Origin of the sequence: Nocardia sp. NBC_01730 (assembly GCF_035920445.1) — a bacterium.
Classification (GTDB): Bacteria; Actinomycetota; Actinomycetes; order Mycobacteriales; family Mycobacteriaceae; genus Nocardia.
The window spans coordinates 3,332,884-3,351,808 of record NZ_CP109162.1 but is presented as its reverse complement, the minus strand read 5'-3'; the positions used below and the strand labels follow the sequence as shown (position 1 = coordinate 3,351,808).

The window sequence follows — 18,925 nt, the reverse complement described above, 5'->3', positions numbered from 1 at the left end:
CGAAGGAACACTGGGGCACGGTACACCGGATCCGATCCTGGTGGTTGCCGGGACCTGCCCGACGCGCCGCTCAGGCGGGCCCCGCGACCAGGGTTCAGGAAGGGCAGGCGGTCCCGTCGGCGGGGAGTTGGCCGTCCTTCAGATAGTCCAGCAGTGTCCGCTGCGCACAGCCGGAGTGAGCCGCGACCGGATGGCCCCAGCCCTGCCAGGTGAGTGTCGCGTGCCGCGCCCCCGCGGCGCCCAACGCGCCGGTCACCGACGACTGGCCGCCGTTGCCGACCACTGGATCGGCGACACCGCCGAGCACCAGCACCGGGATGCCCAGCTTCTCCGGCAGTGGCGGCGCGGCCGACACCGGCCAGGCCACGCACGCCAGCAGTGCGATCGCCGCCGCCTTGCCGAACACCGGGTACTTGCCGCCCCAGGTGCCCGCGAGCTCGGTGGCCTTGGCCGGGCTCGGCGGCAGCTGCGTGTCGGTGCAGCGGCTGACGAACTGACCGTCGCCCGCGGTGGCGGCCGACTCGCGCAGGATCAGGTTACCCAGCGGCCCGCGATCGCCGCGTCCCGCCGCGGCGAGCGCGTCGGACAGTTCGCCGACCCGGTTGGCTTGGTCGGCGCGCGGGCTGCCGAGAAAGCCCGACAGCACGGTGCGCAACGCGTTCGCGGAGATGTCGCCGAGCCCGCCCGATCCGGCCTTGTTCATCAGGTCGGTGATCGCTGCGCGCGGGTCCGTACCGAGCGAACAGCCCATGCCGACGCATCGCTGGGCAAACGCGGTCAGCGCGGCCTCGGCGCCCTGGACGACCTGTTCGGCGCGGGTGGTGGCGTCCGTGCCGACCGGCTCGGGAGAGTCGAGCATCAAGCGCGCGACATGGTCGCCGTATTTGCGGGCGTAGCTGAGCGCGACCTTCGCTCCGTTGCCGGTGCCGAGCAACGCGATGTGCTCGACCTGCCACTGCCTGCGCAGCTGCTCGATGTCGTCGGCGGCGTGCGGCGCGTCGAAGGTGCCCTCGTAGGGCTGCAGGAAGTCCCGGCAGGCGAGGGTGCCGTCCTGGCTCAAGGTGGTCATCGACGCCGCCGGATCGTCGGTCCCTGGTCCGAATTGGGCGTTGTCGGCCAGGCCGCGGCGGATCTGGGGATCCAGGCAGTCGATCGGCTGGGAGGTTCCGAGACCGCGCCGGTCCACCGCTACGATCGGGCGGCTGGCCAGCAGCGCCCCCGCCGAACCCACGGCCAGCCCCGCGAGGGTGGCGGTCGAGGAGCGGTCCGAGCCGGAGGTGAGCACCAGCGGCGGCACATCGGCTGGGGTCTGCGCCAGCCGGGCCCGCATCGCGCCGGTGCGGAAACTGCCGATCACGGCCCCCGCCGCATCGATCGGGGTCGAGTACTCGGCGCAGTCGAGCACCAGGCCCGCGGGCGCGGGGCCGAGGCCGAGCAGGTCCAGGGTCGGTTGGGTGCACTCGCGCCAGCTCAGATCGGTCTTCGGCAGCTCGGCGTTCGGCGGCGGGGGCGGGGCGGCCGAGGTCGTGGCGCCGCCCGCGACGGGCGGACGCTGGACCGCGACGCCAGGGCGGTCCGAGGGTCCCGCCCCGCAACCGGCGATCACGATCGAGAGTGTCGAGGCAAGCACGGCGGCCCGAGTCCAGCGCATCGCTACAGCCTGCCAGGTTCGTGCGGTTGTTTCATCGACGGGCCCACCGGGTGAGCATCGTGCCGTCATCGTCCAGCAAGACGTGCGCGCGAGTCATATGGGTGCGGAACTCGTGCGCGGACAGCGAGATTCGCCGCGCCGTACCGCCGACCAGCAGCGGCGCGGTGGTCAGGCAGAGCTCGTCGACCGCGTCGGCTTCGAGCAGCTCGCCGAACAGATGAGGCCCGCCCTCGGTGAGTATGCGCAGCAGGCCGCGCTCGCCGAGCGCGCGCAGCAGACCCTTGGGGGTCACTGCGATGTCCCCCGCCTCGATCACGTCGGCGCCCGCGTCCACGAGTTGATGCTTGCGGTCGGCGGAGGCGATCGCGGTGGTGATGATCAGCGGCGGCACCTGGGTGTCGGTGAACAGCCGTGCACCGGGGTCGAGCGCGGCACTGGCGGTGACCACCGCGATCGGGGGCGGTGCGCCGTCGGGATGGCCGCCGATCCCATGGTCGTGGAGTGCTCGGCGGCGCCGCGGGTCGGTGCGCGCTCCGCCGTAGTTCTCCGAGCGCACGGTGCCGGCGCCCACCAGGATCACGTCCGACAGCTCGCGCAGCATCATGAACACTGTCCGGTCGGCGGGGGTGCCCAGCCCCTCGCTCAGGTTTCCGCTGGTGGCGGCGCCGTCGATGCTGGAGACGAAATTGGCTCGCACCCAAGGGGCATCGAGCTGGGCCGGAAACGCGTACAACTGCGCGAGGTCGTCCGGGCTCAGCCCTGTGAGCTGGATCGCATTGTGGATACGCTGCATGAAACTAGATCACACCACGTCTTTAGGCTTCGTTCATGCAAGAACGCCTCGTCGATCGCCACCCGGAGGTTCCGGCCGACCAGCTCGTCGCCCAAATGGTGCCCCCGCCCATGTTCGACGAGGTGAGCTTCGCCTCCTACATTCCCGACCCGAATGAGCCGAGCCAGGCGGCCGCGGTCCGCAAGGCCGACGAGTTCGCCGGCCAGGTCGCCAAGATCCACAAGGCCGCGAGCAAGAAGAGCCTGTTCGGCAAGCGGAAGCAAGTGACCGGCGCGGGTCTGTACCTCGACGGCGGTTTCGGCGTCGGCAAGACCCATCTGCTGGCCTCGATCTTCCACAGCTCGCCGGCGCCCAAATCGTTCGGCACCTTCGGCGAGCTGACCAATATGGTCGGTGCGCTGGGCTTCGCCAACGCGGTCGAGCGGCTCTCGGCCAACAGCGTGCTGTGCATCGACGAGTTCGAGCTCGACGACCCGGGCGACACCATGCTGGTTTCGCGACTGCTGGCCGAACTATCCGCGGCCGGGGTGTCGATCGCGGCCACCTCGAACACGCTGCCGGGTCAGCTCGGCGAAGGACGTTTCGCTGCCCAGGATTTCCTGCGCGAGATCAAGAAGCTCGGTGCGATCTTCGAAGCAGTGCGCGTGGACGGACCGGACTACCGCCACCGCGACCTACCGCCGGCACCCGAACCGACCTCGCCCGATGACCTCGGCGAACGGGCCGTCGGCACAACGGGTTCCACGCTCGACGAGTTCGACGCGCTGCTGAAGCACCTGAGCACGCTGCACCCGTCCAAGTACGGCGCGCTGATCTCCGGGGTGTCGTCGGTGTTCATCTCGAACGTTCACCCGGTCACCGATCAGGCGGTGGCGCTGCGCGTTGTGGTGCTCGCCGACCGGCTATACGATGCGAGCGTCCCGGTCACCGTGTCCGGTGCGAAGCTCGACGAGATATTCTCGGCCGAGATGCTCGAAGGCGGTTACCGCAAGAAGTACCTGCGCGCCATCTCGCGCCTGCTCGCGCTGTCGCGGTTCGAGGTCCCGGCCTAGGGACGCCGGGACCTCGAACCGCGGGGGAGTGCAGTCGACCAGATGATCGGAACAGTCGCATGGCCCATCGTTCGTTTCGTGCCCCGGTTGCCCTGGCCACAGGGGTGGTTGTCGCCTTCGGGCCGGTGACCGGTGCGGCGCTCGCCGATCCACCCGCCGCCTCGGCCGTCGCGTCCGATCGGTCGCTGCCTCTGCAGGGTGTGCAGAACGCACGCGACATCGGCGGGTACCGCGCCCTCGACGGCCGGACCGTGCGCACCGGCTCGGTGTACCGCAGTGGGCAGCTGAACAACGCCACCCTGGACGATCTGGCCGCACTGACCGATCGCCAGGTCCGTGTGGTGCACGACCTGCGGACGGTCTACGAGCGCGCGCTCGGCCCGGACCGGATTCCGGCGGGCGCGACGGCAAACTGGGACGACGTGATCGGCCATGCCCCGCCTGAGGTCATGGCCGCCACCCTGACCGGGGGTGAGGGGCTCTACCGTGCGTTCATCACCGCTCCAGGCGCCGACGAGGCATTCGCCGCGGTGCTGCGCGACATCATCGACACCACCGACGGTGCCGTCCTGTTCCACTGCACCGCGGGCAAGGACCGCAGCGGCTGGACCACCGCGGTGCTGCTCACCGTGCTCGGCGTCGATCGTGCCACCGTCACCGAGGACTACCTGCTTTCCAACCAGTTCCGCAACGCGAGCCCGGATGACCAGCTCAACGGCGTGCGGCAGTCCTGGCTCGACGCCGCCTTCGACCAGGTGAACCGAACCTACGGCGATTTCGACACCTATGTCCGCGACGGACTGAAGCTGACCGACGCCGACGTCGCTGCCTTGAAGGCCGAACTGCTGGCCTGAACCGCCGGCGCACCGAGGCTCCGTGGAGCCCGGATGTTTCAGGAGGGTTTGCGCTCGGCGTCCCAGCGGTCGATCAAGGCGGGCAGTTCCTTGCCCATCCAGACGAAGAACTCGTGCATCTCCCGGAGACGGGCGGCCTCCTTGCCGTTCGGGTCGTCGAACAGGGCCAACCCGCGCGAGCTCATGGCGGTGAGGTCGCTGTACATGGTGCTCTGCTTGCGGGTCAACTCGGGCAGGACGCCGGGGCGGATCGAGTAATAGTCCCTGCGGTCGCCCGGCTTGGAGGTCTTATCCACCCAGCGCATGGTGACCAGGGACTTCAGCGCGTTGGAGATGGAGCCCTTGGATGCCTGCAGCGCGTCGGCAATCTGACCGAACGTCTGCTCCGGTGGATCAGCGATCAGTAGCCAGCCCGCGGCTCGGCCGGTCATGCGGACCAGGCCCATGCGTTCGAGCACGAGCGCGAAGTCCTCGACGAAGGCCAGCTGTTGGGGCGTGGGGGTGTCCGTCCGGTTCTCTTCCGCGGTGCTCATCGGTCGAGTATCCCTTCGGTGTCGGAGAGCGCGGAGCATGGGGCGGGCCGTGGCGGCCCGCCCGGGCGGCGGATCAGACCGCCAGATCGCGGCGGTCGAAGGCGGTCAGCGCCAGCGCAACCGCCGCGGCGGCCACGGCGGCGAGCACCACCAGGTGTACGACGTTCCAGCCGTTGATCACCGGCGAGTCGCCCACCGCGTAATAGAACGGTGAGAGCTTGCGCAGCCAATCGGCGCCCAGGTTGTTGGCCAGATAGCCGCAGAGCGCGACCAGCGACGCGAAACCCATTGTCAGCGAACGCCTTCCGGTAACGGCACCGGCCAGCAGCGTGATTGTGCCCACGACGAGTGCCAGCAGTCCGAGCCCGGTGCTCGCGGCGACGATGTTCCCGGTGGGCACGTCCATCCCGCCCGCGTTCGCGCCCGCGACGACGCTCAGGGTGAGCGCCGTCGCGACCAGCGCGGTCTGCACCGCCAGCGCGGCGAACCGCTGTCCGAGCAGGCTCATCCGCGCCACCGGCTGGGCGAGCAGCAGATCGAGTGTGCCGTTCTCCTCCTGGCTCACCGACCGTGCGGCGAAGGTCACTGCGAAGATCAGCATCAGCAGCAGGCCCATCAGGGAGAAGATCATCGAATGCAGAAATCCGGTGGCGCTGGCGAAGTCGCCGATGCCCATCGCGTCATAGATCCCGTTCTGTTCGAGGTTGTCCAGCGAACCTTGCTCTTTCAGCGATTGGAACGAGGGCAGGTAAACCATCGGCACCACGGCGATGGCGATCGACCATCCGATGAGGCCGCGCCGCTGTTCTTTCAGGGTTTGCGTGAAGACCGAACGCTTCATGACGAATTCTCCTGTGCGGTGAGTTGTGCGGGGTGCAGCGCGATCAGCGGCCGTAGAGGCTGAAGAAGATCTGCTCCAGATCTGGCTCGGTGGACAGCACACTGACCAGCTCGTACTTGGCCGCCATCTTGAACAGGGCGTCCACGTCGCCTTCGGTGGTGCAGCGCACCGTCTTTCCTTCGATGCTCAGGTCGTGCACGGCGGGCAACCTGGTGAAATCGTCGGCGAAGACGTCCTCGCCGAACACCAGTTCCACCGACCGCGGCGATCGGCGGCGCAGATCCTCCACGTTCTCGGTGCCGAGCAGATTGCCCGCTCGCATGATCACCGCGCGGTCAGCGGTCTGCTGTACCTCGGTGAGGATGTGCGAGGACATGAAGACGGTCTGGCCGTTGTCCTTGGCCTCGGTCACCAGGTCGAGGAAGCGCTGTTGCAGCAGCGGATCCAGGCCGGAGGTGGGCTCGTCCAGGATCAGCAGGTCGGGGTGGTGCATGAAGGCGGCGATGATGCCGACCTTCTGCTTGTTGCCCTTCGACATGGCTCCGACCTTTTTGGACAGGTCGAGGTCGAGCAGGTCGGCCAGTTCGGAGATCCGGCGCACGGCCACGGTTCCGCGCTGATCGGCGAGGAAGGTGAGCAGGTCGCGGGCGGTGTTGCGGCCCTCGATTTCCAGTTCGCCGGGTAGGTAGCCGATCTGCCTGCGCAGGTCGGCGCCGCCGTCGCGTGGGTCGACACCGAGCACCTCGACCCGTCCAGAAGTAGGGCGGATCAGGTCGAGCAGGATGCGAATGGTGGTGGACTTGCCAGCGCCGTTGGGGCCGAGGAAGCCGAAGACTTCGCCTCGGGCTACCTCGAGGTTCAGGTCGGTCAGCGCGATGTGCTTGCCGTAGTGCTTGGTCAGACCTTCCGTGCGGATCGCGGCGGTCATGATCCCTCCTGGAGGTTGTTCAATAGGAACGATTGGTTCAGTAAATACTGAACATCTAGAACATGTCAATCCTTCGTCTGGGCCCGCTACGATCCGGGCATGGCGACGTTCGAGACATGGGACGGGCTGGAGCTCAACTACCGGGTGTGGGAGGGCGAGGGCGTTCCGGTCGTCCTTCAGCACGGCGTGGTCGCCGACACCAACGCGAACTGGATGAGCACCGGGGTGGTCGGCGCATTGCGGGCTGCCGGGCACACCGTGGTGTCACTGGACGCGCGCGGGCACGGCCGTTCCGACAAGCCGCACGAGGCGGCGCGCTACTCGTGGGACGCGATGGCGCGCGACGTGCGCGCACTCTACGACGAGTTGGGCTTCGATCGCGTTGTGCAGGTGGGGTACTCGATGGGCGGGGTGATCTCGTTGCTGGTAGCCGCGGCCGACGAACGGGTGCGGCGCCTGGTGATCGGCGGCATCGGGTCGGGCGTCCTGGACTGCGGTGGTGTCGATCGCCGCGTCGTCGACCCGCCCGAACTGCAGGCGGCGATGCGCGGCGACGGCGCGGGTGCGCCGACGAAAGCGATGATGTTCCGTGTGCTCGCCGATGCCGTGCATGCCGACCTGGACGCCATCCGGGCGGTGGTGACCGGCCTCGACGACCGCCCGATCATGAGCCTGTCCGGCATCACCGTGCCCGCACTCGTACTGGCGGGTGACCACGACCCGTTTGCGGCCGAACCCGAGCGCCTCGCGGCGGCCCTGCCGAATGGCGCACTCAGCGTGGTGCCCGGCGATCACCTGATGGCTGTGCTGGCTCCCGCCTTCCACGCCGCCCTTGTGGATTTCGTTCGGTGAACTCGGCTCAGAAGACCAGGCGCATCACGTAGTCGTGGTGCAGCTGCGCGCCGACAGTGAACGTCCTGGTGCCGACCGTCGTGAATCCGTATTTGGCGTAGAAGCGCCGCGCCTGGAGGTTCTCCTGGTTGACGCCGAGCCACAGGCCGGGATAGTCGTCCTCCTTCGCCCGGTCCAGTGCGGCCCGCATGAGCGCGGTCGACACCCCGGTACCGTGGTGGCCGGGCAGTACGTACATCTTGCTGATCTCCACCACCGGATGCAGGCCGACCGCCTGGGCCACCGCCGGATCTGCGGGATCGGCAGCCACGAGCATTGCGTAGCCGACGATGTCGTCGCCCGCGATCGCCTTGAGCACAATCCGTGCCGGATCGCTCAGATACTCGCCGAAGCGTTCCCCCGACAGCACGTCGGTCAGGAAGATCTCGATGTCCTCGGGCGTCGCGTCCGGCGGACACGAGAGTGGAAAGGTCGCGGCCGCAACGTCACTGAGGGCCTCCGCGTCCCACAGCCCGGCCCGGTCGACGGTGACTGGGATGTTGCTCATTCGTCCAGTAGAGCATGTTCCTCCGCGGGTGCGGGAAGTTCGCCCTCCTCGTGGTGAGAAAGGAACATGCGGGCGAGCACGATCAGTGCGGCGGCGAAAAACAGGGGGACCATGAACCCTGCGCGGTGTCCGAAGGCGGCCGCGACGGCGCCGACCACGCCGCCGCCGACCAGGGTTCCCGCGTAGTTGAACAAGTTGAGGCGCGCGATCAGCGCGTCGAGTGCGCTGCCGCTGGTGAGCTGTCCGGCCGCACTGAAGCACAGCGGCGCGATCACCGGCATGCCGATGCCCGCGACGAGGAATCCGAAGATCGCGACCACCGGCCCCGGCGCGGCCACCACGATCGCCAGTCCCAGCACGCCGACGCTCGCTGCGATTCGCACCACCCGCCGCGGGCCGAAGCGGCGGACCAGTGGGTCGCCGCCCAGCCGCGCGATCAGCGACGTGCCCTGATAGGCGGCCAGCGCGAGCGCCGCGGTCGCGGAATCGGCGAGCAGGTCGTCGGTGAGATACAGTGCCGACCAGTTGCCTACCGCGAGGTCGATGGCGAAGACCAGCGCCATCGCGATGCCGAATGCCAGATAGGCGTGCACCGCGACGGTTCTATCGCCGGTGGTGACCGTCTCGGCGGGACTCGTCTCCGCGTCTCGCGCGGCAAGCAGTCGCGGACCGAGCGGCAACCCGGCCACGAGCACGATCCCGGCCGCCATGAGCAGCGATTCGCGTAGCGTCACATCCAGCGCCTCACACCCGGACACGAACAGCGCCCCGGTGATCGATCCCGCGCTCCACGCCGCGTAGAACGAGGACAGGATGAACGTTCCGTACCCGTGCTGGATGAACACCGCCTGCATATTCGTGCTCGCGTCGACGATGCCTAGCGCGATCCCGTAGCAGCCCAGCGCGATCAGCAGCACGGCCGTGTTCGGCGCGAACGCCGTCATCGTGCCGGTGAGCGCGACGAGTAACAGGCCGATGCGTAGTGTGTCACGGCTCGACCGATGCAGTGCCAGCCGCTCGGCCGCCATGCTGCCGCCGCCCGCCAGCAGCGAGACCAGCACCACCGAGCCGACGATCAGCCCGTCCGACAGGCCGAAACGCTCCTTCTGCTGCGGCAGTTCGGTAAGCACGACGGCGAAGAAGAAGCCCTGCAGGCCGAATGCGAACGAGTTCGCGATCCGGGCGCCCCGCAGGACGGGCGCGATCGAACTCATCTGCGCAGGGTAGCGGGCCCGCGGCGGAGGCGCGTGCGGAACGGGGCGCCGGCGATCGACAGCGGCGGTCGGATGGACGCTCCGACCGCCCTTCGCGGCGACTCGGTTGGCGCTGCCACCGGTGGCCGAGGCCGGCCGTGGACGACGCGGACCTGCGCTGCGGGCAAGCATCCTGATCCGCGGTCTGCTCGATCTGCGGGTGGCTTTCACGAGTCGCCCGCAATACGCTGAAGCGCTGTTTCGGCCGACCCGACTTTGCTGCGCGGCGTCGGCGACGTAGTCTCCTGCGCATGACAAGCGGAAGCCGCGTCGCGATCGTGGGTGCGGGTATCGCAGGTCTCGCCTGCGCGAAAGTGCTGAAACAGGAGGGTTTTCCGGTCGAAGTGTTCGACCGCACACCCGATGTCGGTGGCGTGTGGAGTGTGACCCGGCGATACCCGGGCCTGCGGACGCAGAACTCCAAGGACACCTATCACTTCTCCGACTTCCCGATGCCTGCGGACTATCCGCGTGTGCTGGACGGACAGCAGATGCAGGCATATCTTGCCGCCTACGCCGCGCGCTTCGGGCTGACCGAGCATCTGCGTCTGCAGACCGAGGTGGTCGCCGCGGATCCGGTGGACAGCGGGTGGTTGCTGGAAATTCGCGACGAGGGCGGAATTCACCGGACCTCGTGCGACCACCTGGTGATCGCCAACGGTGTGTTCAGCGATCCGGCGATGCCGGATTATCGCGGCGCGGACTTATTCGGCGCGGCTGGCGGGCGGTTGGTGCACGCGTCGGAATTTCTCGATCTGGAATCGGTGCGCGGCAAGTCGGTCGTCGTGGTCGGCTACGGGAAGTCCGCGTGCGACATCGCGACCGCGGTGAGCGATGTCGCGGCGTCCACCTCGGTAGTGGCCCGGCGGCTGTTCTGGAAGGTGCCGCGCACGCTGGCCCGGGTGATCGACTTCGAGCACCTGATGCTGACCCGTTTCGGCGAGTCGCACTTCCACTACCTCCGGCCCGGCCGGATGGACCGGTTTCTGACCGGTCCCGGCGAATCGGTGCGGATCAGTAACTTCGACCTGATCCAGGAGCTGGCCACCAAGCAGATGCGTCTCCGCGAACTCGGTCTCGTGCCCAGCGGCCGTGTCGAGGAGATCGCCGAGAGCACCATCAGCCTCGCCACCGAGGGCTTCTACGAGCAGGTCGCCAACGGACGGGTCGTGGTGCACCGCGACACCACTATCGCCGAGCTGGGCGGCGGCCCCAAGGCGGCTCCCGCGGTGCGATTGTCCACCGGGCAGGTGCTACAGGCGGACGTCGTAGTGTGTGCCACCGGTTTCCACCAGCGGGTTCCCTTCCTCACCCCGTACGTGCAGCGCAGACTGACCGACGAGCGCGGCAACTTCCGTCTGCACCGCCAGATCCTGCCGCTGGATGTGCCGAATCTGACCTTCGCAGGCTACAACTCGTCGGTGATCAGCACGCTCAACGCCGAGGTCGCCGCGCACTGGACCGCCGCGCTGCTCACCGGCAGGCTCGCTCTGCCGCCCGCCCAGCAGCTGAACGAGCAGATCGACACCCGCCTGCGCTGGATGGAGGAACGCGCCAACGGCCACCACGCGCACGGCACGGCGATCACTCCGTTCGCCATCCAGAACATCGACGAGATGCTCGCTGACCTGCAGTTCCGCCTGCCTCGCCGGACGCGGCTCGCCCAATGGTTCCGGAGGGTGAAGCCGGAGTCCTACCGCGGCTTGAACCGGTCGAAGGCGGGTACCGGACCGACCGCGCCGCGACGGTTTCCGATTGAGGCGGAGCTGTTGGCGAGCGAAGAGGAGAGCGGCCGGGTCAGCCGATAGGCGGCAGATGCGCGGCTGTGCGCCCCGGCTGGGCGGGCGAACGGTGCTCGCCGCAATCGGTGCCGAAGCCGCTGACACCGCGCCGCGCTCGACTACGCTCACGGTGGCGGCTGGAAGATTGCTCGCCACCGTGCTCGCGCCGTCGGCCGTGGAGATGATGGTGATTGGGCCGCGGCCTGCCTCGGTCGCGCCCAGCAGCGCGTAGGTCGACGCGTCGTACACGCTCCACAGGATTGTCCAGGAAGCGGGATCCGACCCGCCGTTGTCCCACCCGAGGCGGTCGTTCACCGCGACATGCACCGGCCTCGGCGTATCCGTTGTCGGGATGGCTACGTCGATTTCCGGACTGCGTGTGCGGCGTCTGTGTTCGGGGGGACCGGGCAGTGGGGAGTAGCGACGACGAGCCGGGAATCATCTGAGGCGAGAGCGACACGACGCCCACAGCAACATTGCGACTCGCCCTGGATTGTCACGACTGCAATGTCGGTAACCAATCATTGCATTGGTGATAATCCATGGGTGGAAGCGCTGGATATGAACCTGCTCGTAGCCCTCGACGCGCTCCTGGACACCAACAGCGTCACCCTGGCCGCGCAGCGCCTGCATACCTCGCCGCCCGCGATGAGCCGGACCCTGACCCGGCTGCGCGGTGCGCTTGGCGATCCGCTGCTCGTGCGCGCGGGCAGATCGCTGGTGCCGACCCCCCGCGCGCTGGAGTTGCGCTACGAGGTCAGCACCCTGGTCGAGCAGGGACGTTCGCTGCTGGCACCGCGTGGCGACCCCGATCCGTCGGCGCTGAGGCGGACCTTCGCTCTCCAGGCGGGCGACATGGTGCTCACCGAACTGGCCGCGCCCCTGCTGTCCGCGGCGCGGGCGCAGGCGCCCGGCGTGACGCTGCGGTTCCTGCCCGACAGCCTCGAGGGCACCTCGGCTCTGCGCGACGGACGCGTCGACCTCGAGGTCGGCGTGATCGATCACGCCGACCCGGAGACCACGGTGCGCAGGGTGCTCGCCGACCGGGTGATCGGTGTGGCCGCGGCCGACCATCTGCTGGTTACCGATCGCGTCACCGTCGCCGCCTACGCCGCGGCACGGCATCTGAGCATCTCGCGCAACGGCCGAGCGCACGGACCGATCGACGACCGTCTTGCCCTGCACGGCCGCACTCGGCGTGTGGTGGCCACCGTGCCGAACCTGACCAGTGCGCTGTTCGCCGTGCGCGGCAGCGACCTGGTCTGTCCGGCGCCCGCCCTGCTCAGCGCCTCCGCGCTACCCGCGCTCGGGCTGCGCGCGTTCGAGATCCCGCTACCGCTGCCTGAGGTCGCGATCGGGATGGCGTGGCATCCGCGTAACAGTGCCGACGGCGGTCATCGCTGGCTGCGCGATCTCGTTCAAGAGATCCTGCTGCGGTCGGCCGCCGCGGTCCGGCCGCAGAAACAGCGGCGCGGTAGAACCGATCAGGATACCGGCGGTGGGCTGGAGAGCCGGTAGTCATTGGACCTGCGCGGCGGGTCGGTGCGGTCGGACTGGTAGCCGGTCGAGTCCGGGTCGCCCGCAGGCGGTCCGAAGATATCGGAACGGCTGAGCGGAGTGGCGGCGGTCCGCTTGAGTTCGTCGAGCATGGCCTGCAGCTTGTCCACATGGGAGTTCTCGACCGGCATACGGTCTTCGTCGGTGGCGCGGTGCGCGCCCGTGAGCCCGGTGGCGTGCACGTCAGGAGTGGTCCCGTTCTCGGAACGGCCGTGGTTCCCGTCCGGGGAGGCGTCGTCGACGGAGGCGATGATGCTCTCGTACGCGGGATTCTCTCGGGACGGGGAGGGCTGCGGCGTCGCGACGGGTTCACGCGGTGCGGTGAGCGACTCCTGCTGCGCGGTGATCGGTTCCCGAGCCGTCGGCAAGTCGAGCGCGGGTTCGCGAGATATCGGCGCGGTGAAGTTGGGCGCGGGTTCGCGCGGGGTGTGTGCGGTGAAGTTGGGGGCGGGGGCGGTGAAGCTCTGCCCGGAAGTGGCGTTCGGTTCCAGCGCGGTCACCACGGGTTCGCGGGGCGGGGTGAAGCCCGACGGCGGCGCGGAGTTCAGCTCCTCCGCCAGGTGAACCGACTCGCGCGGTGTGTTCTGTCGAGGCACGCCGTTTCGGTGCCCGCGCGAGCTTTCGCGCGATTCGCCCGACCCGGAAGCCTGGGCTGGTGCGGCGTGGCGCTCCCGCTGTCCTGCGCCGCGTCGACCGGCGGCTGCCCGAGGTACGGGCGCCGGGCGCTCGTCCACGCTCTCGCGATCTCCGAAGGGCGTGCCCTCGCCGGACTCCAGGCGCTCCACCCTGGTATCGATGCCGGAAATGTCCTGGCCGGCATGGAAAGCCCACGCCTCCAGCTTGGCCAACCGGCTTTCGATGGTCTGCTCGTCCGCCACGGCGGGCGCACCGTCCATCCGCGCCGCCACCGCGTCCAGCTTGTCGCTGACCTCTCGGAGGGTCGCCGCGATACTCGATAACATCGCGCCGATCGACTCACCGGTCTGCTGACCGTGCTCCATCCAATACCCACTTCCCCGTATAGGCCCAGCTCGCCACTCGGCCGGACGATTCTATCCGCCCCATCGGTCATCCGCGGTTCGCGAAGAATCGGCGGTGCACCGATCCGTTGACCTGATCAAAGCAGCGTATTCGCACGGACTTCGGTCCATGCAGGCGGACGGCACCGCGATCCCGTTTGTCCGGAGCAGTGCCGCCCGGCCGGTCTGCCATTGTCCTGCAGGATCGCCTCGCCCACGATGGGGGTGTGCAGATCCGGCCGAAGCGGGCGATCAGCAGCGGATGGCGGCACTGTGAATCCGCCGATACCAGCGCGTTTTGCGGGATCGCATGGCATTATGAAACTCCTTGTGCCGCAGCGTACATCGCCCACTCCACCGAAAGCCATCGTGCGTGGCGCACCCGAGCGCGGGGTCAAGGGGGCTGGCGAGTTAGCGAAGTCTGACGCACTCTTGATGGCGTGGGTCGCCAGGCCTGCGGTGGTTTGTGCGGGGAGTGGTCGCGTGAGAACGAAGCAGCGGGCGGACATCGCCTGTGGGCGCAGAGCGATGCTCGCCGAATTGGGTATCGGGGACGGACCGGGCCGAGTTCGCGGGTCGTCGGTCGGCTACGCGTGCAAGTGCCCGGAATGTACCGCCGCGCAGTGGGATATGCAGCGGCTGAAGTACTGGCTGTGCGGCAGGCTGCTCGCCTATGGCGCCGACGAAGCCGAGGTGGACCGGCGGATCGGGACGTTACCGGTGGACGTCTACTGGCGCACAGGTGATAGGGAGTACGCGATCGAGGTGCGCGGCGGGCCGTTGGAACGCGCGCTCGCACAAGAGCACACCGCGCGACTGCGCGCCGCCGGTTGCGCGGACGTGCTGTGGCTGTGTCCTCCCGGCTACTGGGTGCCGTACCTGCACGCGCTGGGCATCGCGGACTTCGAGCCCGCCGGCTGCGACTACCGCGCGATCACGGGCGTATTGGACACCGAACACGCGATGGCGGCGCCGCGGCGTGAGCCGTTCGAGCTGCGTGACTTCATCGAGGGATGGGTGCGCGGCGACATCGTCTGGGGCTATCGGGATGAGAGGACAGGAGGCTGGGCCACCGTGACCGATTGGGAGCACCACACGAGAACACAGGCCACCGTCATTGCCCGGCAGCGCCAGGAGCTGGTCAACCAGCGAACCGCACTGGCGGTGACCCGGAAAACGTTGCGGGACAGGCAGAAGCACTTGGCGAAGCTCACCACGCGGCTGGAACGCGCGGAGCAAGCCGCGCAGGAGCGGGCTGAGGCCCTCGCCGCGGCTCGCCGCAAGATCGCCGACCATCACCGGGTGGACAATGCCCTGCGCAGCACCATCGTCAACCTCCAGCAGACCATCGGTCACTGGCAGTTGGTCACCTGCTGCGCGATGCTGCTGATCATCACGTTCGTGGCCGGGGCGATGGTGGTGCGCTGAGCCGGAACGGCGCGCGGTCCCACCGCCAGTCGTTGCGCAGCACCACCGTGAGGAAGTCCAGCAGTTCCAGCCCGGTCGCCCCGCGCACCTCGCGCAGTGCGGTCCAGTGCAGCGGACCACGCGCGACCAGATCGCGCAGCATGCTCTCGGTTGCCGTGGCGACCGGGCGCGCGAGCAGGTCGGGGATGCCGATCCTGCTTCCCGTCCAGACCAGCCACCCCCACCCATTGGCGTGCGCGTAGGCGCGACCGGCCGCCGCTTTCACCAGGTTGACGTGGAAAGCGACATGGCCGAGCGGCTCGACATCGATGAGCACCACCCGGCCGTCGGTGAGGCGGGCGACGATGGTCGGGTAGAGGACGCGCTCCGCACCGTCGAGGTCGTAGCCGACCGCGGCGGGCTGCTCCTGAAACGTCTCGACCAGATCGCTCGCGTTGAGGATCCACAGCAGCCGGGCCTCCAGGCCGGAGTCGAACGGCACGTCGCGTCCGACCTTGTCCAGGTAGAAGCGCCCGCGTCCGTCGTCGTCGCCGTCCACCGTGCGCGCGCAGGACGTGGGCACCGCGGCGGCGTCCGTTCCTGGCCAATCGACCTGTGCCAGCCAGGGATTGAGCTGACTGGTCGCGCGCGGCTCGGCGTCGCGCAGCTTGGCGAGGCGCCGGTTCGTCTTCTTCTGCCATGCCGCGATCCGCTGGGCCACGAACCCGGCGATCCGCTTCGCGTCCTCCGCCGCGTGCCCGGCCAGCCGCAGCTTCAGGTACGACAGCTCGGTGGCGGCGATGTCGGTGTCGGTCGTGTACGTCTCCACCAGCAGCGCCCGTACCAACTGCCGATCCATGGCGTCCAGCGGGTACCGCGCGCAGAGCACAGCGGGGGCCCGGTGCCCGGTCAACGGCGCCATCCGGATCATCTGGCCGACCGCCTTGGTGTGCAGCTGCCGTACCCGGTCGCGGGACAGGTCGTAGCGCGCGCCTATCCGGGCCAGAGTTTCGGGCTTCTCGCCGCGGACCCCGAGCCGAGCGGCCAGCAGTTCTCCGTCCTTGGCTTTGCGTTCGGCCTGCATCGCGATCAGCTCGGCGAGCACCTCGTTGACCTCTTCGAGCCCGAATGAGATGTCGTCCTGCAGATCGAGCAGCTCGGGATCGGTGTCCTCGGCAGCCGTCTTCCCGCGTGTAACCCCCGCGCTGACCGTCACGCGACAACCCCCTGACTCGGTTCCGGCTCTGTGCGGCACAGCGTATCCCCGCCCACCGACATCCGATCCTGGAGTCCGCGCACCTGCGCGCCGTATCGCACTGGCGCGGACAGTCCCCTCGACTTTGGTTTTGTGACACTCGACTTCAGGTTGTAGGCAGGATCCGTCAGTAGAACGGCCTGCCGGGCCCGCTCGGCGTGATACTCGTGCACGACCTCCACGACGGCTGGGGGGCTGACGCGCTGAAGGGAAATTCCATGACAACTAGCCTGCCCGCATTCCCAGCCGCGAACGAGGATCTACTCGACACTTGTATCCGGCTCCGGGAGATCGCGCCCGTGGTCGAGGTGGAGTTCCCCGGCGGCGTGCCCGCCTACCTGGCAGTGACCCACAACGCTGTCCGCGAGATTCTCGCCGGCGACAACAAGACGTTCGCCAGAGACCCGAAGCACTGGCCTGCCCTGCACAACGGAGCGATTCCGGAGGACTGGCCACTGCGTGCCATCGTGCAGGGCGACCACCTGTCCACCAAGGATGGCGACGACCATCGCCGTCTTCGTGGCTTGATCAGCAAGGCGTTCACTCCAGGCCGCGTGCAAGCGTTGGAGCCCCGGATCCAAGCGATCATCGACGAATTGCTGGATCAGGTGGTGGCCGCCGGCGATGGGGTCGACCTGGTACCCACCTTCACCGAAGCGCTGCCGATGGCGGTGATCTGCGAACTGTTCGGGGTGCCGGAGCCGGAACGGGCTCGGCTGCGGCATTGGACCGCCACTCTCCTGGCGCACACCACTCCTCCCGAGGAGGCGTTCGCGACCCAGAACGCCCTCATGGCGTACCTGCATGAACTGGCGGAGCGCAAGCATCGGGAGCCCGGCGACGACCTCACCACAGGCCTGGTGCAGGCCCGCGACGAGGACGACAAGCTCACCACCGAAGAACTGGTCGCCGTCCTGTGGATCATGCTGGTCGCCGGCCACGAGACCACGGTCCACCTGCTCGGATATGCCATCTTGGCGTTGTCTCAGCACCCCGATCAGCTCGAGCTGGCCAAGGCCGAGGACCGCTGGGCCGACGTGGTCGAAGAGACTGTGCGATACCGTCATTCGGTCATGATGACCAGTTGGCGGTTCACGCTGACGGACGTGACCGTCGCGGGGGTGGCCATTCCCAAGGGCAACGCGGTCGGCGTGGCTTACCAGGTGTGTGGCATCGACCCGACAGAGTACGGCGAGACCGCGAACCAGTTCGACATCACCCGAAAGCAGCAGGCCGGACATCTCGGCTTCGGCCATGGGCCGCGGTACTGCATCGGCGCCGGGTTGGCCCGCCTGGAGGGCCGGCTCGCGCTCGCCTCGCTGTACCGGCGGCTGCCGGAACTCAGCCTCGCGATCGACCCGAACGACATTCCCTACTCGCCGTCCTTCTTCACGATCGGCCCGCTGTCTGTGCCGGTCGAACTCGGCGGCGTGAAGCTGTAACCACATTCCGACGCGACGGCCGAGCCCCTCGGACCACGCTCCTTCGTCCCGGCCGACTATCGGCCTCCGACCCGGCGTGGTCCGCTTCGGGCAGAGCTTCTCTGCGCTACGCCCTTCGGCAATGACCCGGAAGTAGAACCCGGGCCGGTGACGGGGCGACCAGCAGCGTCGGCATCTCGGGCTCACCCAGGCGCATGCCGAGCCGGAAGTAGGTCGTTCATCGGTGTTCGGACGGGCACGCCGCCACCGACACCATGAACAGCCCGGTCTCGCCTGCGGTCGCGCCGAACCCGTAACCGACCTGTCGTGGGGTCTGGGTGAACTGCGGGATCAACGTCACCGCGGCGAACATGCCCACGCTGATCACGAGGGTAGCGGTATTGGTTGCGGCCAGCGCCTGACTGCTGACCAGCCGCAGATCGATCGGCGGGGCCACGGAACGCAGTTCTGTCGAGACGAACCAGATTCCCGATACTGCTGCGGCAACGAATCCAATGGCTGGGAATTCAGCAGTCGACCCGTGACCTCGGCGTCGACGCACCCCGATTCGATCTCTTCCTCGACACGCTGCTACGCGGCCTGCCCGCTCGCGCATCAAGCGATGTGCCCGCGGTGGAGCAGTAAGGCACTGGAACGCCTGACGTCAGTTTCACAACGCGCTTCGTGGACAGCTTCTGGACGACGGTGTGGGCTATCAGTGCGTGTAGACCCTCGAGACCAACGCCCGCCCCGTACCGCGATGACCCTGGAGGCCAGCAGATGGCATGTCGGGTAGAGCGGGTCCGTTGGGCAAATGTTGGGCACAAACAAAATCAGACCCGGCGAAAACCGGGTCTGACCTGGTGCTACGGTGGTGCGCGATACTGGGATTGAACCAGTGACCTCTTCCGTGTCAGGGAAGCGCTCTCCCGCTGAGCTAATCGCGCGAGGTGGAGACGGGAATCGAACCCGTGTGCACGGCTTTGCAGGCCGTTGCCTCACCACTCGGCCACTCCACCGTGTAAAGGGGGACGGCGTACCAATGTTGCCTGGCCCTACCTCTCGAGCGGATGACGGGATTCGAACCCGCGACCCTCACCTTGGCAAGGTGATGCGCTAGCCAGCTGCGCCACATCCGCATTTCGACCTCTCGGAGGCTTGTTCTGGCCTCCGTGGTGCGA

General features: G+C 68.2%; 17 protein-coding genes and 3 tRNA genes. 7 read left to right on the top strand and 13 right to left on the bottom strand.

Features of this window, described 5'->3' with window-relative positions:
• Positions 1–94 precede the first annotated feature (94 nt).
• Positions 95–1,651 carry an alpha/beta hydrolase gene (locus tag OHB12_RS13005; protein ID WP_327119313.1) on the bottom strand — a complete coding sequence of 519 codons (1,557 nt, stop codon included), beginning with the start codon at positions 1,649–1,651 and terminating at the stop codon, positions 95–97.
• Positions 1,652–1,682: 31 nt separating this feature from the next.
• Positions 1,683–2,444, bottom strand: a complete 762-nt coding sequence (locus OHB12_RS13000; protein ID WP_327119311.1) for a pyrimidine reductase family protein — start codon at positions 2,442–2,444, stop codon at positions 1,683–1,685.
• Between the two features lie 35 nt (positions 2,445–2,479).
• Between OHB12_RS13000 and zapE the strand changes: the two genes are divergently transcribed.
• Positions 2,480–3,496, top strand: a complete 1,017-nt coding sequence (gene zapE / locus OHB12_RS12995) for a cell division protein ZapE (protein WP_327119309.1) — start codon at positions 2,480–2,482, stop codon at positions 3,494–3,496.
• Between the two features lie 59 nt (positions 3,497–3,555).
• Positions 3,556–4,350 carry a tyrosine-protein phosphatase gene (locus tag OHB12_RS12990; RefSeq protein ID WP_327119307.1) on the top strand — a complete coding sequence of 265 codons (795 nt, stop codon included), beginning with the start codon at positions 3,556–3,558 and terminating at the stop codon, positions 4,348–4,350.
• Between the two features lie 38 nt (positions 4,351–4,388).
• Here the strand turns inward: OHB12_RS12990 and OHB12_RS12985 are convergent, their stop codons facing one another.
• The 3 genes from OHB12_RS12985 to OHB12_RS12975 form a co-directional block, all read right to left on the bottom strand.
• A complete protein-coding gene (locus OHB12_RS12985) occupies positions 4,389–4,883 on the bottom strand; it encodes a GbsR/MarR family transcriptional regulator (RefSeq protein WP_327119305.1) in 495 nt (164 codons plus the stop codon).
• Between the two features lie 73 nt (positions 4,884–4,956).
• Positions 4,957–5,724 (bottom strand): ABC transporter permease subunit, encoded by a 768-nt coding sequence (locus OHB12_RS12980; protein WP_327119303.1) that lies wholly within the window; start codon positions 5,722–5,724, stop codon positions 4,957–4,959.
• 43 nt (positions 5,725–5,767) lie between these two features.
• Positions 5,768–6,652: an ABC transporter ATP-binding protein gene (locus tag OHB12_RS12975; RefSeq protein ID WP_327119301.1), complete on the bottom strand. Its 885-nt coding sequence runs from the start codon at positions 6,650–6,652 to the stop codon at positions 5,768–5,770.
• A gap of 99 nt (positions 6,653–6,751) precedes the next feature.
• Here OHB12_RS12975 and OHB12_RS12970 point away from each other — a divergent pair, with 99 nt between their 5' ends.
• On the top strand, positions 6,752–7,504 hold the full coding sequence (locus OHB12_RS12970) for an alpha/beta fold hydrolase (RefSeq protein WP_327119299.1): 753 nt from the start codon (positions 6,752–6,754) through the stop codon (positions 7,502–7,504).
• Between the two features lie 7 nt (positions 7,505–7,511).
• Here the strand turns inward: OHB12_RS12970 and OHB12_RS12965 are convergent, their stop codons facing one another.
• Both OHB12_RS12965 and OHB12_RS12960 read right to left on the bottom strand, forming a co-directional pair.
• Complete coding sequence (locus OHB12_RS12965) at positions 7,512–8,051, bottom strand: GNAT family N-acetyltransferase (protein WP_327119297.1); 540 nt, start codon at positions 8,049–8,051, stop codon at positions 7,512–7,514.
• Entirely contained in the window at positions 8,048–9,265 is a 1,218-nt protein-coding gene (locus OHB12_RS12960) for an MFS transporter (RefSeq protein WP_327119295.1), read from the bottom strand. The genes OHB12_RS12965 and OHB12_RS12960 overlap by 4 nt, the downstream gene beginning before the upstream one ends.
• A gap of 290 nt (positions 9,266–9,555) precedes the next feature.
• Between OHB12_RS12960 and OHB12_RS12955 the strand changes: the two genes are divergently transcribed.
• Both OHB12_RS12955 and OHB12_RS12950 read left to right on the top strand, forming a co-directional pair.
• Positions 9,556–11,112 (top strand): flavin-containing monooxygenase, encoded by a 1,557-nt coding sequence (locus OHB12_RS12955; protein WP_327119293.1) that lies wholly within the window; start codon positions 9,556–9,558, stop codon positions 11,110–11,112.
• A gap of 519 nt (positions 11,113–11,631) precedes the next feature.
• Positions 11,632–12,603: a LysR family transcriptional regulator gene (locus OHB12_RS12950; RefSeq protein ID WP_442800028.1), complete on the top strand. Its 972-nt coding sequence runs from the start codon at positions 11,632–11,634 to the stop codon at positions 12,601–12,603.
• Here the strand turns inward: OHB12_RS12950 and OHB12_RS12945 are convergent.
• On the bottom strand, positions 12,570–13,643 hold the full coding sequence (locus OHB12_RS12945) for a hypothetical protein (RefSeq protein WP_327119291.1): 1,074 nt from the start codon (positions 13,641–13,643) through the stop codon (positions 12,570–12,572). The two genes, OHB12_RS12950 and OHB12_RS12945, sit on opposite strands and share 34 nt — an antisense overlap.
• Positions 13,644–14,144: 501 nt before the next feature.
• Between OHB12_RS12945 and OHB12_RS12940 the strand changes: the two genes are divergently transcribed.
• Entirely contained in the window at positions 14,145–15,089 is a 945-nt protein-coding gene (locus OHB12_RS12940; protein WP_327119290.1) for a hypothetical protein, read from the top strand.
• Here OHB12_RS12940 and OHB12_RS12935 read toward each other — a convergent pair.
• Positions 15,055–16,284 (bottom strand): sigma factor-like helix-turn-helix DNA-binding protein, encoded by a 1,230-nt coding sequence (locus OHB12_RS12935; RefSeq protein ID WP_327119288.1) that lies wholly within the window; start codon positions 16,282–16,284, stop codon positions 15,055–15,057. The two genes, OHB12_RS12940 and OHB12_RS12935, sit on opposite strands and share 35 nt — an antisense overlap.
• 257 nt (positions 16,285–16,541) lie before the next feature.
• Between OHB12_RS12935 and OHB12_RS12930 the strand changes: the two genes are divergently transcribed.
• On the top strand, positions 16,542–17,765 hold the full coding sequence (locus OHB12_RS12930; protein WP_327119286.1) for a cytochrome P450 family protein: 1,224 nt from the start codon (positions 16,542–16,544) through the stop codon (positions 17,763–17,765).
• Positions 17,766–17,982: 217 nt separating this feature from the next.
• Here the strand turns inward: OHB12_RS12930 and OHB12_RS12925 are convergent, their stop codons facing one another.
• From OHB12_RS12925 to OHB12_RS12910, 4 genes are all read right to left on the bottom strand, one after another.
• On the bottom strand, positions 17,983–18,201 hold the full coding sequence (locus OHB12_RS12925; protein ID WP_327119284.1) for a hypothetical protein: 219 nt from the start codon (positions 18,199–18,201) through the stop codon (positions 17,983–17,985).
• A gap of 415 nt (positions 18,202–18,616) precedes the next feature.
• A tRNA-Val gene (locus OHB12_RS12920) sits at positions 18,617–18,691 on the bottom strand.
• Position 18,692: 1 nt separating this feature from the next.
• Positions 18,693–18,763: transfer RNA gene (locus tag OHB12_RS12915), tRNA-Cys, on the bottom strand.
• Between the two features lie 46 nt (positions 18,764–18,809).
• Positions 18,810–18,883 (bottom strand) — tRNA-Gly (locus OHB12_RS12910).
• Positions 18,884–18,925: the final 42 nt, after the last annotated feature.

Excerpts from the sequence above, each read along its gene's own strand:
- OHB12_RS13005 (WP_327119313.1), bottom strand. The coding sequence starts at position 1,651 with ATGCGCTGGACTCGGGCCGCCGTGCTTGCCTCGACACTCTCGATCGTG.
- OHB12_RS13000 (WP_327119311.1), bottom strand. The coding sequence starts at position 2,444 with ATGCAGCGTATCCACAATGCGATCCAGCTCACAGGGCTGAGCCCGGAC.
- zapE (WP_327119309.1), top strand. The coding sequence starts at position 2,480 with ATGCAAGAACGCCTCGTCGATCGCCACCCGGAGGTTCCGGCCGACCAG.
- OHB12_RS12990 (WP_327119307.1), top strand. The coding sequence starts at position 3,556 with ATGGCCCATCGTTCGTTTCGTGCCCCGGTTGCCCTGGCCACAGGGGTG.
- OHB12_RS12985 (WP_327119305.1), bottom strand. The coding sequence starts at position 4,883 with ATGAGCACCGCGGAAGAGAACCGGACGGACACCCCCACGCCCCAACAG.
- OHB12_RS12980 (WP_327119303.1), bottom strand. The coding sequence starts at position 5,724 with ATGAAGCGTTCGGTCTTCACGCAAACCCTGAAAGAACAGCGGCGCGGC.
- OHB12_RS12975 (WP_327119301.1), bottom strand. The coding sequence starts at position 6,652 with ATGACCGCCGCGATCCGCACGGAAGGTCTGACCAAGCACTACGGCAAG.
- OHB12_RS12970 (WP_327119299.1), top strand. The coding sequence starts at position 6,752 with ATGGCGACGTTCGAGACATGGGACGGGCTGGAGCTCAACTACCGGGTG.
- OHB12_RS12965 (WP_327119297.1), bottom strand. The coding sequence starts at position 8,051 with ATGAGCAACATCCCAGTCACCGTCGACCGGGCCGGGCTGTGGGACGCG.
- OHB12_RS12960 (WP_327119295.1), bottom strand. The coding sequence starts at position 9,265 with ATGAGTTCGATCGCGCCCGTCCTGCGGGGCGCCCGGATCGCGAACTCG.
- OHB12_RS12955 (WP_327119293.1), top strand. The coding sequence starts at position 9,556 with ATGACAAGCGGAAGCCGCGTCGCGATCGTGGGTGCGGGTATCGCAGGT.
- OHB12_RS12945 (WP_327119291.1), bottom strand. The coding sequence starts at position 13,643 with ATGGAGCACGGTCAGCAGACCGGTGAGTCGATCGGCGCGATGTTATCG.
- OHB12_RS12930 (WP_327119286.1), top strand. The coding sequence starts at position 16,542 with ATGACAACTAGCCTGCCCGCATTCCCAGCCGCGAACGAGGATCTACTC.